Source organism: Limnobaculum parvum (genome assembly GCF_003096015.2).
GTDB classification, from domain to species: domain Bacteria; phylum Pseudomonadota; class Gammaproteobacteria; order Enterobacterales; family Enterobacteriaceae; genus Limnobaculum; species Limnobaculum parvum.
Genome location: NZ_CP029185.2, coordinates 787,603 through 803,991 on the forward strand (window position 1 = coordinate 787,603; position 16,389 = coordinate 803,991).

Below are 16,389 nucleotides of genomic sequence, written 5' to 3' on the forward strand. Positions count from 1 at the left end.
TTCGGTATAAAAGCCCCGCTGATGCAGGGCTCAAAATTTGTTGGTTACGGTGTAATCCACGTGCCGGTTTTATGCTCTAACGCATCGCGAATGGCTTCTGGGCTGGTAATCAGCCCACGGCCGGTTTTGCCATGCTGTTGGTTATAAGCAATGAAACCCATAATGGCTTCTACTTTTGGCAGCATGCTGCCTGCACCAAACTGCTGCTGATCGATAAGTTCTTGCGCTTCTGCCATTGTCAGGTTGCTTAACCAGCGTTGATCCGGCTGGCCGAAATTGACGGCTACCTGCTTAACACCGGTAGGGATCAGCAGTAAATCGGCTTCTAACTGTTGAGCCAGCAGAGCAGAGGCCAGATCTTTATCAATCACGGCTTCAACGCCGGTTAACTGACCTTTTGCATCACGCACCACCGGAATGCCGCCGCCGCCGCAGGCGATAACGATGCAGCCTTGAGCTAACAGACTGGCAATCACCTGATGCTCAATGATTTCCTGTGGCAGTGGCGAAGCCACGGTACGACGCCATCCACGCCCGGCATCTTCCATCACGGTCCAGTTCAGTTCCTGCTGACGCTGACGGGCCGTGGCTTCATCAAAGAAAGCACCAATCGGCTTACTCGGGTTGTTGAACGCTTTATCGTCGGCGCTGACCAAGGTTTGGGTAACGATAGTGACCACTGGCTTATTAATTCCACGGCGTTGAAGCTCGTTGTTCAGCGCTTTTTGGAACATATAACCAATAGCACCCTGAGTGTCGCCAACGGCGTAATCCAGCGGTACCGGAGCCACTTCTTGTTTTGCCAGCTCTGAACGGCGCAGAATAAAACCAACCTGCGGCCCGTTGCCGTGAGTGACGACTAAATCCCAACCCGCTTCAATCATTTCAGCGATATGGCTAACGCTCTCAATCACTGATAGGTACTGGTCGGGAATACTGTTGTGCTTATCATCGGTAATCAGGGCATTACCACCGACTGCCACAATGGCTAATGGCTTACTCATGATGCTTTTCCTTCATGATGTTTTTCTTCATAGAGTCTGACCTGTTCCGCCAGCGCAGTGATGGCTTCAACAAAACCCGGCATTGGTGCGGTGGTAATACCGGCACCGATTTGGCCTACGCCTGCCTGCTTGTGTGCAATACCCGTATTAATCACCGGTAGAATGCCCCGATCGACCACTTTACGTGCATCAATACCGGCGGCAGTTGGCGCAAAGTTCAGCGCTGGTAGCGTAAAGGCAGGGTTGCCTCCCAGCGTGATGGCTTGCATCCGGCGGCTGTTATTGGTGGCATCATCCGGTGTACCACCGACAAATTTCACGATGGCCGGAGAAGACGCCATCGCAAAGCCACCGACACCGGCGGTTTCGGTAATGGCGCTATCGCCTAAATCGGCAGCGGCATCTTCAACACCGTAGCCCGGGAAGAATAGGCCTTCAACCGGGTTGGCCGGCGCTTGGAACCAGCGATCGCCGGTACCTGATAGACGAATACCAAAGTTAACGCCGTTACGCGCCATCACCGTCACCATTGAACTGAACGGTACGTTGGCGGCGGCATCCATCATGGCTTTACAGGCCGCCATCGACAGATTTAGGAAGAAGTGGTCATTGCCGACAATAAATGCGGTGGCGCGTTGAATCAGATCTAACGGCAGGCCGCTTTCCAGCAGGGCAGGAATCAGGCGCTTAATCAGCAATCCCGTAGCCGCCGCATTACGGTTATGAACTTCATCCCCCATATGCAGCGCTTGGGCCATCAGCGGTTTAAGTTCTAACTCGCCTAATATGGCAATGGCTTTTTTCAGTGCGGGAGCCAGTTCGTTAGCCATCCAGTGTAAACGTTGCAGCACTTCATCATTGTTGGCACCAAAACGTAACACTTTGCCCAAGCCTTCGTTAAAGTTGCTGAATGAACGAGCACCGTTGGCTTTGTTTTCAATCACCCACAGCGGCATGGATGGGCTGATAATACCGGCCATCGGGCCAACGGCCTGATAGTGGTGGCACGGTTCCAGATCGATTTGGTTGTCCAGCACCAGTTTTTCTGCCGCTTCGTGGCTGGTGGCCCAGCCTTCAAACAGAATGGCACCAATAATCGCGCCTTTTACCGGGCCGCACATGTTGCTCCAGCTAATCGGCGGGCCGGAATGCAGGATCAGCTTGCGCTGGGACATGGCACTGATGGCTTCACGGGCAAACATCACGTCAATTAACGCGGGTTGAGCGCTAAGGTATTGCTCAAATGCCTGCTTATTGGCCTGCTCAACCAGCGGATGGCGCATTAACCAAGCCAGATCCAGACCCGCTTTGATATTGCTCATTGCGGGTGGCTGCCAGCTCAAATTGATAACTTCACCACCGGCCTGTTGCAGGTTATTAGCAAAGCTTGCCAGACCTGCGTTGACCACTTTCAGCGGTTGACTAAATAATTGATTCATTGAGGACTCCATTATTTCTCTGCCTGCTGACGAGCAACATAGCTTGCCCAAAGTGCAGCCTGTGCATTGCAGCCTGCGACCAGAACGCCGGCCTGACGTAAATTTTCAATTTGGCGCGACCTGACTTGTGGGTCGACTTCGGTTCCACAGACGTGGGCGATCAAGAGAGGGAGATTTTTCGCGCCGACCTTCTCACGCACCTGACCAATCACTTCAAGTAGCTCTGCCGCAGGTTCCATTGACGCGCCATAACCCAAGACCAGATCGAACAGCACCACGGCGGTTTTCGGATCGTTTAGCTCTTCCTGAATCCGCTGATTACGCAGCGTAGGGTCGATCATCGGGTGAGGGCGACCGTTGGTAAAATCGTCATCGCCCATATCCACAATGGTATTGCCCTGGCTGTGCCAGATATCGGTCAGTTTGGTATTGCCTTTCACCGGGGTATTGGAAGAGGCTGAGAAGCCCTGCTGCTTACACAGCAGTTGCGCTTCATAACAGAACGTACCACCGGCGAAAACACCGCGAATTTCGCGGCGCTGTGCAGGTAAGTGAGCACTTTCAGCGGCCAGTACTTTTTCATCCGCAGGAGCAATTGTTGCCACGGAAGCGGGAGGGGTTTTCTGATTCAACAACGCAACCGCCACTTCTGCCGCATCGGCTAGCGTATGGACAAAGGTGATGCCTGAAGTATGGAACTCTTCTGCATCTGCACCCAAGAAGTTAACCACGACCGGTTTACCGGCTTTTTGTGCCTGTTGCAGAATGCGTTCCGCCACCGGGCGAGCAGGCGGTTTGGAAATCAGTACAATCACTTGAGTTTCAGGATCGTTCGCTAAGGCATCCACGCCAAACAGCATGGAAATGCCGCCAATCTCCTCGTGTAGGTCGTGTCCACCGGTGCCAAGCGCCTGAGAAATACCCGCGCCCAGTTGGTCGATACGACAACTGACTTCCTGCAATCCGGTGCCCGAAGCGGCAACCACGCCAATGGCACCGCGCTTCACCACGTTGGCGAATCCTAGCGGCATACCATTAATAATGGCGGTACCACAATCGGGGCCCATGACCAGCAGGTGCTTTTCACGGGCTAATTCTTTAATCTGTTTTTCGTGCGCCATACTGACGTTATCGCTGAACAGCATCACGTTCATGCCTAGGTTCAGGGCCTTAATTGCTTCGGCAGCGGCGTAATCGCCGGGCACGGAAATTAATGCCAGATTGGCATCTTCAGCGGTTTCTTTCGCCATTTCCAGACTGGTTAACACCGGAGGGCGCACGCCGCCGCTGTTACTCTCTTCTGGTTTGCTTTTCAGGCGCTGTTCCGCCAGAGTAAGCGCTTCATCACAGGCTTCATCTTCACCACGAACGGCAATAATCAGATCGTTTGGACCGGCCTGACAGCCATTATCCAGACCTGCATCGCGCAGTTGAATCAGGTTGGTTTCTGTTCCCATCACCACTGACGCTTGCTCTATGCCGGGCAGCTTATTGATTTGAGCGGATATCTGCATCAGGGAAACGGAATCCTGATACAGATTGGCAAATACTTTATGTTTTACACTCATCTTTATTACCTGTGTTTTACTGCCTACCAGGTTTGCAGGCAAGGTCATCACTTGTCGATAGACGGAAATATCGACATGAATATTAAAAAATAGGCCCCAATTGGGGTATTAGTGCGCGCTACTCACGGTTCTTAAACCGTGTAACACGCCAGCCAGACAATCCACGCCGGAAGCAGCACCAAACTGCATCACTTGGCGACCGGCAAGCTTCAGTTCCTCGTCCGTTGTCTGGCGGCAAATACAGCCTAAAAGTCGGTAAACGGGTTCGGAGTAATTTTGCTGTAGCGCCAGAGATAAGTAGTGTTTGCTGATATCAGTGGTTTTTGTCAGCATTTGAGCTATGGCCGCTTTTACGCTGGTTATATGGCGTGAAACTGCCGGATGCCGGTGCCACAGAGAAAGGGCAGCCAGATATCCCAGCAGATAATCATCGCCATCCGGCGTTAAACCGGAGCCGTAGCCAATTAAACTGGCAACTTGCTGCTGTAATTGGCTATCGCTGTATGCCAGCTCTAACGAGGGGAGTCGTCCATCCGTTGGCTCATCGGGAAGCAACTGTAATGCGCTACTAACCCGATGTTGCTGGCAATAATCCATCAGTAATGTTTTTAATAGGCGGTAGTGGATGCCGATAATTTTCTGGCTGTCCACATCCCTTGGCATGCTGAGTTTAATCGGTTGCCAGTGGCTGGCCTGAGCGGTGTCTGCTTGCCAGTCACCACCGATTAACCGTCCCTGTTGGATGGTGATATTCATGGAACGGGCACAGCCGTTGCGCCAGTCCCAACCCGCCGGGGCCGCTATCCTTACGGCACAGGGCAGGTTTTGATATTCATGATTAAGCAGGGTTAATAGGCCGCCATTAGCCAGCGACAAATTAACCGCGCGGGAGAACACGCTGTGTACCGGTAAGCAGTGGCTACCTTGCAGGATGGGGTGAGCAAGATAGCCTACAGAGAGCACCGGTAGGCAATGGTTGATAACCTGCGTTCTCCCTTCCATGATGGATTACCCTTTCAGGCCTTCCACGATGGCGCTAGAGTCACTGACCCAGCCAAAGATAGCGCCCTGAGCTTTAATCATTTCCAGAGCATATTTTTGGAATTCAGGGAAATAGGAACCCACGCAATCTTCAGGAATGATGCACTCATAACCACGGTCATTGGCTTCACGCACGGTAGTATTTACGCAAACTTCCGTGGTAACGCCGCAAACGATCAGGGTTTTGATGCCGTGATTTTGCAGAATTAAATGCAGGTCGGTCTGATAGAAAGCACCTTTACCTGGTTTATCAATGATGGGCTCACCGGCAGCAGGGTAGAGCTCAGGGATAATGTCATGGCCGTCTTCACCGCGTACCAGAATACGTCCCATTGGGCCTTTGGTGCCGATAAAGGTTTGACCGCCACGGGTTAATTTTGCTGGCGGACAATCTGCCAGATCGGCACGGTGTCCTTCACGGGTATGGATTACCAGCATCTTGTGGTCACGAGCGGCTTTCAGGACTTTTTTACACGGTTCAATAGCCGTGCGAACAAATGAAACATCATTACCTAATGCCTCGCCAAAACCACCTGGTTCAACGAAATCACGCTGCATGTCAATCATGACCAGCGCAGTAGTTTTTAAATCAAACGGCAGGGCAAAGGGTTCAGCACGAAAAGTATGTTGTGTCATAGGTCAGGCTCCTTGAGTCCCATGATTATGGGGTAGGGGATTAAGTGTCGTTTCTTCCATCAGACTAGGACAGGAATTCGAAAACCGACAGGAAAATGATTTTCACGCCAGCGACAAATTTTTTGACGCAGAAAAAATAATCAGAACCCGCTCTCATTATCAGATTGATACCCATCATATCTTTTGTCATTGAATCAAAAAAATTGATTTTAAAATCTATTTTGATTCAAATTATTTAATGTGTAAGTGTGAGTTAACGCGGCCTTTTTTACTGGTTGATGGCACCCATCGTAAGCGTTTGATGAAAGGACAGGGGTGAGTTTTTTAATGGAAAGGAGAGAAACCACGACTTCAACATAGTGAGAAAACTGATGCTTTTATGTTAATTCAAATGTTAAAAAAATTACTTCATTAGAGGTAGTTAAATGTGTTGAATTGTAAAAATTATTTATAAAATAAAGTGAGTTACAAATTTTTACATATAAGATGCATTTTGAATCCATCAATATATTATGTTTTTCTTTCAGTATGATATGCCACCAATGGTCTTTATTTGGTGGGTTTAAGATACGAAAGTGACGTTTTTTTGGTCAAATGTTAAATTTAATAACCTTGCAAATTATAATTCTATTTGGCACTTAAATTATCATATTAATACCTATTAAGTGGTAAAATTTTTAACAAAAACAAATTGATAATTAAGGATCGAGATCAATAAGTGAGACGGTTGTACCCTCTATAATCCGCGCGTCAATGATTAAGTTCGTATGTCATCAATGAGGAGAGAACCATGCAGGTCAGCAGGAGGCAGTTTTTAAAATCTGCGCTGGCGGTATGGCGGGTACAACTGTAGCGGCATTAGGTTTTTCGCCGGCTACGGCACTGGCGGAAACGCGTAATTATAAATTATTACACGCCCGTGAAACGCGTAATACCTGCACTTACTGTTCCGTTGGCTGTGGGCTGTTAATGTACAGCTTGGGCGACGGAGCGAAAAACGCCAAGAGTAGTATTTTCCATATCGAAGGGGACCCGGATCATCCGGTAAACCGCGGTGCGCTTTGCCCTAAAGGGGCTGGGCTTATCGATTACATCCACAGTGAAGGCCGTTTGCAATATCCGGAATACCGCGCGCCGGGTTCGGATAAGTGGCAGCGCTTGAGCTGGGATGACGCATTAAATCGCATTGCTAAACTCATGAAAGCAGATCGCGATGCACATTTCCAACATACCAATGATGCCGGTACGGTTGTCAACCGCTGGCTGAGTACCGGTATGCTGTGTGGCTCTGCGGCCAGTAATGAAACCGGTTTACTGACTCAAAAGTTTACCCGGTCTCTTGGCATGTTAGGCATCGACCAAGTAGCACGTATCTGACACGGACCAACGGTAGCAAGTCTTGCTCCAACATTTGGTCGCGGTGCGATGACCAACCACTGGGTTGATATCAAAAATGCGAACGTGGTTGTGGTGATGGGCGGTAACGCCGCAGAAGCACATCCCGTCGGTTTCCGCTGGGCGCTGGAAGCCAAAAAACACAACAATGCTAAAATTGTGGTGGTCGATCCTCGTTTCACTCGAACAGCAGCGGTGGCTGATATTTATGCCCCAATCCGTTCTGGTACCGACATTGCTTTCCTGTCGGGCGTGATTCTGCATCTGATTAACAACAATAAAATCAATGCGGAATACGTGAAGCATTACACCAATGCCAGCTACATCATTCGTGAAGATTTCGGCTTTGAAGACGGCTTATTCAGCGGCTTTGATGAGCAGAAACGTCGTTATGATAAATCCAGTTGGAACTATCAGTTGGATGACAGCGGTCAACCTATGCGCGATCCGACATTGAGCGATCCGCGTTGCGTATGGAATCTGCTAAAACATCACGTTAGCCGCTACACCCCGGATGTGGTTGAAAACATCTGTGGTACCCCACAGGCAGATTTTGCCAAAGTGTGTGAAGTGCTGGCGGAAACCAGTGCGCCAAATTTAACCACCACCTTCCTGTACGCATTAGGCTGGACCGAACATACCGTTGGTTCACAAAATATTCGTACGATGGCGATGATTCAGTTGCTGCTGGGTAACATCGGTATGGCGGGCGGTGGCGTAAACGCACTGCGAGGTCACTCTAACGTTCAGGGGACGACTGACGTTGGTTTGTTATCTCAAAGCCTGCCGGGTTATTTGAGCCTGCCGTCAGAGAAGCACATCAATCTGGAAACCTATTTATCTGCGGTAACGCCGAAAAGCTTACTGCCAGGCCAAGTGAACTATTGGAGTAACTATCCGAAGTTCTTCGTTAGCCTGATGAAGAGTTTCTACGGTGATAACGCGCAAAAAGATAACGACTGGGGCTTTGACTGGTTGCCAAAATGGGACCAATCCTACGACTGGATGCACTACTTCGAACGTATGGATCAGGGGCTGGTTACCGGTTTTATCTGTCAGGGTGTTAACGCACTGGCATCATCACCCAACCGAAACAAAACGGCCCGTGCGCTGGCGAAACTGAAGTTCCTGGTGGTGATGGATCCATTAGCGACGGAAACCGCAAGCTTCTGGGAAAATCACGGCGAGCATAACGATGTGGATCCTGCCGCGATTCAAACCGAGGTATTCCGCTTACCGTCCAGCTGTTTTGCTGAAGAAGATGGTTCTATTGCTAACTCCGGTCGCTGGTTACAGTGGCACTGGAAAGGCGCAGAGCCACCGGGCGAAGCCAAAACTGATGGTGAAATGTTATCTGCTCTGCTGTTTAAAATTCGCGAGCTGTATAACGCCGAAGGCGGTAATACCCCGGAACCTCTGCTGAATATGCAGTGGAACTACTCTCGTCCACACCACCCGGAATCGGAAGAAGTGGCGAAAGAGCTTAATGGCCGGGCGCTGGCGGATGTAGTGGATGCCAATGGCAACGTACTGGCGAAGAAAGGCCAGCAGTTATCGACCTTTGCTCATCTGAGGGACGACGGTACTACCGCCAGTGCCTGCTGGATTTATGCCGGTAGCTGGACTGAGGCCGGAAACCAGATGGCACTGCGCGATAACGCAGATCCATCAGGCTTAGGTTTGACGCCGAAGTGGTCATGGGCTTGGCCGGTTAACCGCCGGATTATCTATAACCGTGCGTCGGCGGACGTACAGGGCAAAGCTTGGGATCCAAAACGGACGCTGATCGAATGGGATGGCAGTAAGTGGGGCGGTAACGACGTGCCTGACTTTAACCTGACGGCAGCACCGGGTTCGGAAACCGGTCCATTTATCATGCAGCCAGAGGGCGTTGGTCGTCTGTTTGCGCTGGATAAGATGGCGGAAGGCCCATTCCCTGAGCACTATGAGCCGATTGAAACGCCGATTGGTACCAATCCGCTGCATCCAAACGTGGTGTCTAACCCGGCTGTGCGTCTGTTTGAGAGCGATAAGAAAGAAATGGGTACCAGTAAGGAATTCCCTTATGTGGGCACCACTTATCGTTTAACCGAGCATTTCCACACTTGGACCAAGCACTCGAAGTTGAATGCCATTACTCAGCCGGAGCAATTCATTGAAATCAGTGAAGGGCTGGCAGAGAAAATCGGCGTACAGCACGGCGATATGGTGAAGGTCAGCTCTAAACGGGGCCAGATTAAGACCAAAGTGGTGGTGACTAAACGTCTTCGCACGCTGAAAGTGAACGGTCAGGATGTGGAAACCGTCGGTATTCCGATTCACTGGGGCTTTAAAGGCGCGGCGCGTAACGGCTATATTGCCAATACCCTGACGCCATCGGTGGGTGATGCCAACTCACAAACGCCAGAGTTTAAGGCGTTCTTGGTTAACGTGGAAAAGGTGTAACGGAGAATAATTATGTCAATGCAATCTCAAGACATTATGAAGCGTTCCGCCACCAACGTTTTGACGCCGCCTCCACAGGTGCGTCATCACCAAGAAGAAGTGGCAAAGCTGATTGATGTCACCACCTGTATCGGCTGTAAAGCCTGTCAGGTAGCCTGTTCCGAGTGGAACAACATTCGTGATGAAATCGGTCATAACGTGGGGGTCTACGACAACCCAGCGGATTTGTCCCCTAAGTCATGGACGGTTATGCGCTACTCGGAAGTCGAGGAAAACGGCAAGCTGGAATGGCTGATCCGTAAAGACGGCTGTATGCACTGTAGCGAACCGGGATGCCTGAAGGCGTGTCCGTCTGCGGGTGCGATTATACAGTACGCCAACGGTATCGTTGATTTCCAGTCAGAACACTGTATCGGCTGTGGATACTGCATCGCCGGTTGTCCGTTCAACGTTCCGCGTCTGAACCCAGAGGACAACCGGGTGTACAAATGTACCCTGTGTGTGGATCGGGTTAGCGTCGGTCAGGAACCTGCCTGTGTGAAAACTTGTCCTACCGGTGCCATCACCTTTGGTACCAAGAAAGACATGATTGATTTGGCACAAGAGCGTATTGCTGAGCTAAACACGCGCGGCTACACCAATGCCGGTTTGTATAATCCGCAAGGGGTTGGTGGTACGCACGTGATGTATGTGCTGCATCATGCCGATCGCCCAGAGCTGTATCACGGGTTGCCGAAAGAACCGACCATCAGCCCGGTGGTGGGTTTCTGGAAAGGCATTCTGAAGCCGCTGTCGGCGCTGGGTTTTGTGGCGACCTTTGCCGGTCTGATTTTCCACTATGTGGGTGTTGGTCCGAATAAAGTCGACAGCGATGACGAGGAAGAAAATCATGAAGAAAAGTAAGATGATTAAGCGTAACTCGTTTATCGACAGAGCCTGCCACTGGACGGTAGTGATTTGCTTCTTTTTGGTTGCCCTGTCTGGTATTGCGATGTTTTTCCCATCGCTAAGCTGGTTGACCCAGACTTTCGGTACCCCGCAAATGGGACGGATTCTGCATCCTTTCTTTGGCGTGTTGATTTTCTTCGTGCTGATTGTGATGTTCTTCCGTTTTGTGAAGCATAACATTCCGAAGAAGGATGATATTGGCTGGTTCCTGCATATTGTGGAAGTGCTGAAAGGCAACGAGCATAAAGTGGCGGACGTGGGTAAATATAATCCGGGGCAGAAGATGATGTTCTGGAGCATTATGAGCCTGATTCTGGTGCTGCTGGTAACCGGGATTATCATCTGGCGCCCTTATTTTGCTCACCTGTTCCCAATGTGGTCGATCCGCTTGTGTCTGTTGCTGCATGCGGTGGCGGCGATTGTGCTGATTCACGCCATTCTGATCCATATCTATATGGCATTTTGGGTGAAGGGCTCTATTTCCGGCATGATTGAAGGTAAGGTCAGCCGTAAATGGGCGAGAAAGCACCATCCGCGCTGGGCGCGTGAGGTTGAGGCCGAAGAAGAGAAACACCATCGCTGATTGCAGTTGGCGTTTCTAAATAATGTAGTAAAACGGCGAGATTATCTCGCCGTTTTTGTTTTTGTGGATCGGCAAAAAGTTTTTTAGTTTTCACACCACGGGCATTCTTACCTGCCGTTTATCACCACGACCTATCCTAAGCGCCGCCATTAAATCAGAATACTTTTTGTTTCCTATAATTCCGCGTTTTTAAGAAACGACTGGTAATTTTGACAGGATGTATTATTACTCATTCAGGTGTAGTATGAAATCGAAATCATTTTAATGCGTTGTATTATATCAAGTATTTGCAACGCATTTATTAGCTATCTCTCAAGCCGTGTAGCGATTTCGGCATGGTTGGCGAGTAACTATAAGGATATAGCATGAAAGATCTGTTGATGAAAACGGGCAAAGATCGGCTAAACCAACAGATGAGCGCTTATGGTTTAGACAACGTATCGAAGGTATTACGCGGTGGCGCGGCATTATCGGAAAGTGGCCTGAGCCGTTACCAGTTAGTGATTGATGGCGTCAGTGCTTCACTCTCGGTATTGAGTGTACAAGGGTATGAGCATCTGAGTGAACCGTGGCGCTACCAAGTTCAGTTTACCGCGCAACACGGCCTGACCATGCAACAGATATTGAGTGAAAAAGCGACTTTCACTTTGGCGGAAAATGGCATCAACAGCCTAGGCAGCGCCGCTGGGCAATTAAGCGATGCGCTGACCAGCGCATTCAGTGTTTTTGGCGATATGTTGGGGGTAGGTGAAAACCGTGTTCTACACGGTGTGGTTACCGCCTTTAGCCAGTTGGCGACGTCAACGGATGAAGCCCACTATTCCATAACGCTGTCTCCCCGTTTGGCCCTGTTGGATAACGCGCAAAACAGCGCCATTTTTCAACATCGGACCGTTCCGCAAGTGGTGGAGCAGGTACTACGCCAGCATGATATGACTGGGGTGGATTTTCGCTTTGAGCTCACGGAAAGCTACCCGGTCAAAGAGTACATTTCCCAATGGCAAGAGAGTGACCTGTCCTTTATTCGCCGTTTACTGGCGGACAGCGGCATCTGGTTTCGTTTTGAAACCCACACCAAACATGCTTGTGATGTAGTGGTGTTTGGCGATGGTGAACAGCAGTATCAGGATGGCCCAACCGCCAGCTATCGTCAGCCTTCCGGCAACAACGATAACGGGGTGGAGTCGGTGTGGGATATGTCGGTAGACCGTAAGACCGTCCCCCAAAGCGTGCTGACTCAGGACTATAACTATCGTAACGCCCAAACCGGGATGAAGTCAGACGTCAACGGTGCGCAAAAAGATAAAACCACCCGCGGTCGGCACTATGTTTACGGTGAGCACTATCGCGACAAAGGCGAAGTGACCCACCACGCCAATGCTCAGGACGAACTGGTGGGGCAGTTCAGCAATATGATACCGGCGGGTTTAGGGGATGTTCCCGGCGTTGGCGGTACGTTGAGTGGTTTATCCGATAAAAATCTCGGCCTGCGAAATGGCCTGAGCAGCAATGAAAGTGAAAATGCAAGTGAAGAGGCCGCCAATCATGAGCCGGATAACGTAGGTCAGGGCGCTTGGTATGCTCGCTTGCGCCATCAGCGCTTTATGACCGAACAAATCACCATCCGCGGCAAAACCACCTTATCCCATCTGGCTCCGGGGCAAATTCTGACCGTATCCGGCTCGCCGATAGCCGAAGCGGGCAGCGGCATTCTGATTGTTTCAGTAGAGACACAGGGCGACCGTCAACAGGCCTATGTCATCAGCTTCACCGGTATTCCTTACGACGTTCTACGCCCTTACCGCCCGGCCCGTTTGCCTTGGCCGACCATCAGCGGCACCTTACCGGCAAGGGTCACCAGCCCGGATAACGACACCTACAGCTACATCGATGTACAGGGCCGCTATCGGGTGAAGATGGACTTCGACCTGAACGACAACTGGCGCAAAGGGGAAGAGAGTTTATGGATGCGGTTGGCGAAATCTTACGCCGGTGAAACCTACGGCATCCACTTCCCGCTGATTGACGGCACGGAAGTGGCTATCGCCTTCACCGAAGGCAACCCCGACCGACCGTATATCGCCCACGCCATGCACGACTCCCGTCATGGGGACGTAGTCACCCTCGCCAACCATAAACGCAACCTGATCCGCACCCCAGCCAATAATAAACTGCGCATGGACGACGAGCGGGGTAAAGAGCACATCAAACTCGCCACCGAATACGGTAAAACCCAACTGAATATGGGGCATCTGGTGGACGCCGAACGTAAACCGCGTGGGGAAGGGTTTGAGTTACGCACCGATGAGTGGGGGGCGATACGGGCAGCAAAAGGGATTCAGATTTCCACCGAGCCTCAGGAACGGGCGCAGGGCCAGCAGCGTGATATGTCCGGTATTATTAAACAGCTTGAAGAAGCGTTAATGCTCGCCAGAGGATTAGCCGGTGCGGCAGAAGTTGCGGGGGCGGTAACCTCAGAACTGGATAGCCAGCAGGCTCTACAGACCACCATCAATAATCTGAACGCTTCGGGATTGGCGCTTTACGGGCAGGAAGGCATCGCCCAACTGACGCCAAAGAGCCAGCAAATTTCAGCCGGTGATAACGTGATGATTACCAGCGGTCAGGATGTTGCGGTGAGTGCGTTTAAAAAATTTACGCTGGCAGCCGGTGACATGCTGTCGCTGTTCGCACAAAAGCTCGGCATCAAATTAATTGCTGCTTCCGGTCGGGTGCAGATTCAGGCGCAAAACGATGAGCTGGAACTGACCTCAAGAAAGGATATGTTTATCACCACCCTTGAGGGAAAAATGGTGATTCATGCTCGCAAAGAGCTGCTGCTGATGTCGGGCGGGGCGGGCATTCGTATTCGTGATGGGGTGGTGGAAATTATCGCTCCCGAAAGAATTTTGCATAAGTCACCGGTATTGGAGCAACCGGGTGGAGCCAGTATTGATGAGGTTATGCCATCGTTTCAGAAAGGCGATTTTACCCGCCAATTCCGCCTGCATGTGGAAGGTAACCCGGATCGGGTTATTGCCAATCGACGTTTCAGATTACACCGCGCCGATGGAACCATTGAAGAAGGTATCAGCGACGCGAACGGGGAGTCACCGCTGTTAGCGATGAATGAGCTGGAGCAGGTACAAATCGAGATATTGGAGGTGGTTAGAAATGTCTGATGAAAAAGCAACGGATAGCACCGATAGCAGTAGTAAGCGCAGCAATAGCAACGTTCATATTGCATATGGGGTTCATAAGAACAGTGGAAAGAATGCACAAACCTATAACATAGGGTTACCGATGTCGATGCCCTGTATTGTGATTCTGGTACATGGGGTTAACGATGTGGGAGAAGCATTCCAGCACCAGGACCGAGGCATTTGTGCCGGGCTTAATGAGCGGCTAGGCCGTGAGGATTTAACGCCGCATACTTGGGAGAACTATATCGCGGAGGATATTCGTAATGCGGTTCCCTCTATGGTTGCCGACGATCGGCACCTTAAGAATATTGGGAAATCACCAATTATTCCGTTTTATTGGGGGTATCGACCGGTTGATAAGCAGGTTTTTCTTGAGGATCAGAAACGTTATTTTGATGATTTGATGGCGCAGCAGAAGAAGCAACTGACGGAGATATTGACTAAAGCGGAAGAAGATCAATATATTGCGGACTACCCCAGCCTGCTGTCCCCTGAAGTTGATGTCGATCTGGCCTATGATGCCTATGTTAGGGAAGAGTCCTTATCTGACGCGCAATGCAACAACAGCTATACCGATCAGTTTTTTAACTATTTGGACAGCAATAAAATTAAGAACGGCGGCCTGTTTGCCAATGCAACAACCTGCATTCCGGACATGTATGGGCCGGGCAGTAATGGCCTTGCTATGTACGTGGCGAAATGGAATTCTCGCTGGACTTCGTTCAATGATGGGGATTTTAGCCACCCGATTTATGATAACTGTCATCGTATTTATCAGGTGTTCGCCGCGCAGCGTTTGGCGGATTTGATCATTGCTATTCGGGAAAAAGATACTACTAAACATGATCCGATAAATATTGTGGGCCACAGTCAGGGCACTATTGTTACCATGTTGGCTAATTTTCTGGTAGAGAAGGCAGGATATCAACCGGCAGACTGTGTGATATTGAATCATTCCCCCTATTCGCTGGAGTCGCGGCTGATGGAAAATATGATGCCCGGCAATCAACAAACCGCTAAAGGCCGGGAGGAAACCCTGGTAAATTTTTGTCAGTTGATCGGTAAAAATGAGCTGAAAAATACCTATACCACTGACGTATTAAGTAAAAGTGCGGTTTTGGGGCCAGACCATCAGTGGGACAAGCCCGAATACAGCCGTAATAATTTTGGCAAAGTGTATAACTATTTTTGTCCTAATGACCAAACCGTCTCGCTGATGCCGGTTCAAGGGTTTGGCTGGCAGGGGATCCCCGATGAGGTGATGACCCGGCTGGGTTCTGGCTTCAGACAGCGGGTATTTTATGAGGGGCATACGGTAGGCAATGGCGAGTCTGTTTTTTCGTTACCCTATGAAGAAGTGCGTACTACTACCTCCTATCCGCCAAGTGGCCTTGCTTTTCGCCAACGGGTATCAACCGCGCTACAGGGGACATCGGTTAACTTTGGCGATCGCCACCGAACCATTAACGGTGAAGCCCTGGTGACGCCCTTCCCGTTCGAACTGATGCCAAAAAGTGGCCCGCTTGGCGCATCGGATATGGCCTTGACCATGGCGGCCATTGCCAGAGATGATATGAAAAAAACCGAGCTGATAAAAAAGCCGGACTATATTACTCGAACTCTGCAAGACGAAGATTATTTAAATAAGAGTGAAATCGCACTGCTTAACCGCAATCTGTATAACGGCGCAAATATTATTTGCTCTGCTCAACTGACTCTTATCAATCACCTGTTAGTCTACCGTATCAAAACCCGGGAAGAAATTAAGCTTCAGGCCAGTAATACGGTGACCACCACCAGCCAGCACTCATCGATTGTGGTGAATGAAGATGTCTCTAAAAATGCCATGGCTTATGATTTAGCCATTGGTGTTTGTAATGCTTATATTATTGAGAGGGGGACATTTTGGTTGAAATTATTAAAAATGGCCGATTGGCGTGATTCAGGAAATCCTGTGAAAGATGTCAGAACCTATTACCAAACGGGGATATTGCCTGATAAATTTAAAAAAATGATGAATCATCCGAGAATAGGGATACCAGAGGGGGTCGTTAACCATTTTGACTCAAATGAAACGGCGCAACAGTGGCCTTATCCGTGGCCGCAGTTAAAGTAAGCTGAGTAAAG

At 50.1% G+C, this 16,389-nt stretch carries 9 protein-coding genes and 1 pseudogene; 5 read left to right on the forward strand and 5 right to left on the reverse strand.

The genetic code is table 11. The annotated features are described in order from the left end of the window. Nucleotides 1–44: 44 nt before the first annotated feature. The 5 genes from arcC to HYN51_RS02895 form a co-directional block, all read right to left on the reverse strand. Nucleotides 45–1,004 carry a carbamate kinase gene (gene arcC / locus HYN51_RS02875; RefSeq protein ID WP_108901463.1) on the reverse strand — a complete coding sequence of 320 codons (960 nt, stop codon included), beginning with the start codon at nucleotides 1,002–1,004 and terminating at the stop codon, nucleotides 45–47. Beyond that, nucleotides 1,001–2,443, reverse strand: a complete 1,443-nt coding sequence (locus tag HYN51_RS02880; protein ID WP_108901464.1) for a YlbE family protein — start codon at nucleotides 2,441–2,443, stop codon at nucleotides 1,001–1,003. Before HYN51_RS02880 ends, arcC begins: the two co-directional genes overlap by 4 nt. Before the next feature lie 11 nt (nucleotides 2,444–2,454). Then, the gene (gene fdrA / locus HYN51_RS02885; protein WP_108901465.1) at nucleotides 2,455–4,011 is read right to left on the reverse strand and encodes an acyl-CoA synthetase FdrA; all 1,557 of its coding nucleotides are present in this window, start codon (nucleotides 4,009–4,011) and stop codon (nucleotides 2,455–2,457) included. 108 nt (nucleotides 4,012–4,119) lie between these two features. Next, nucleotides 4,120–5,013, reverse strand: a complete 894-nt coding sequence (locus tag HYN51_RS16445) for a DUF2877 domain-containing protein (RefSeq protein WP_192878440.1) — start codon at nucleotides 5,011–5,013, stop codon at nucleotides 4,120–4,122. A 6-nt stretch (nucleotides 5,014–5,019) separates the two neighbouring features. Continuing rightward, nucleotides 5,020–5,688 (reverse strand): cysteine hydrolase family protein, encoded by a 669-nt coding sequence (locus HYN51_RS02895; protein ID WP_108901466.1) that lies wholly within the window; start codon nucleotides 5,686–5,688, stop codon nucleotides 5,020–5,022. Nucleotides 5,689–6,478: 790 nt separating this feature from the next. Between HYN51_RS02895 and fdnG the strand changes: the two are divergent. The 5 genes and pseudogenes from fdnG to HYN51_RS02925 all read left to right on the forward strand — a co-directional run bounded on the left by fdnG (nucleotide 6,479) and on the right by HYN51_RS02925 (nucleotide 16,378). Beyond that, nucleotides 6,479–9,528 (forward strand): annotated as a pseudogene (fdnG, locus tag HYN51_RS02905) (formate dehydrogenase-N subunit alpha). 12 nt (nucleotides 9,529–9,540) lie between these two features. Continuing rightward, entirely contained in the window at nucleotides 9,541–10,431 is an 891-nt protein-coding gene (gene fdxH, locus HYN51_RS02910; protein WP_108901469.1) for a formate dehydrogenase subunit beta, read from the forward strand. Next, entirely contained in the window at nucleotides 10,415–11,059 is a 645-nt protein-coding gene (gene fdnI, locus HYN51_RS02915; protein WP_108902136.1) for a formate dehydrogenase-N subunit gamma, read from the forward strand. Before fdxH ends, fdnI begins: the two co-directional genes overlap by 17 nt. Before the next feature lie 365 nt (nucleotides 11,060–11,424). After that, complete coding sequence (locus HYN51_RS02920) at nucleotides 11,425–14,241, forward strand: DUF2345 domain-containing protein (RefSeq protein WP_108901470.1); 2,817 nt, start codon at nucleotides 11,425–11,427, stop codon at nucleotides 14,239–14,241. Further along, complete coding sequence (locus HYN51_RS02925; RefSeq protein ID WP_157952967.1) at nucleotides 14,234–16,378, forward strand: T6SS effector phospholipase Tle3 domain-containing protein; 2,145 nt, start codon at nucleotides 14,234–14,236, stop codon at nucleotides 16,376–16,378. The genes HYN51_RS02920 and HYN51_RS02925 overlap by 8 nt, the downstream gene beginning before the upstream one ends. Nucleotides 16,379–16,389: the final 11 nt, after the last annotated feature.

What these genes read in the sequence shown, in the direction of transcription:
- fdxH (WP_108901469.1), top strand. Translation starts at nt 9,541, where the DNA reads ATGTCAATGCAATCTCAAGACATTATGAAGCGTTCCGCCACCAACGTT.
- HYN51_RS02920 (WP_108901470.1), top strand. Translation starts at nt 11,425, where the DNA reads ATGAAAGATCTGTTGATGAAAACGGGCAAAGATCGGCTAAACCAACAG.
- HYN51_RS16445 (WP_192878440.1), bottom strand. Translation starts at nt 5,013, where the DNA reads ATGGAAGGGAGAACGCAGGTTATCAACCATTGCCTACCGGTGCTCTCT.
- HYN51_RS02880 (WP_108901464.1), bottom strand. Translation starts at nt 2,443, where the DNA reads ATGAATCAATTATTTAGTCAACCGCTGAAAGTGGTCAACGCAGGTCTG.
- arcC (WP_108901463.1), bottom strand. Translation starts at nt 1,004, where the DNA reads ATGAGTAAGCCATTAGCCATTGTGGCAGTCGGTGGTAATGCCCTGATT.
- fdrA (WP_108901465.1), bottom strand. Translation starts at nt 4,011, where the DNA reads ATGAGTGTAAAACATAAAGTATTTGCCAATCTGTATCAGGATTCCGTT.
- HYN51_RS02925 (WP_157952967.1), top strand. Translation starts at nt 14,234, where the DNA reads ATGTCTGATGAAAAAGCAACGGATAGCACCGATAGCAGTAGTAAGCGC.
- HYN51_RS02895 (WP_108901466.1), bottom strand. Translation starts at nt 5,688, where the DNA reads ATGACACAACATACTTTTCGTGCTGAACCCTTTGCCCTGCCGTTTGAT.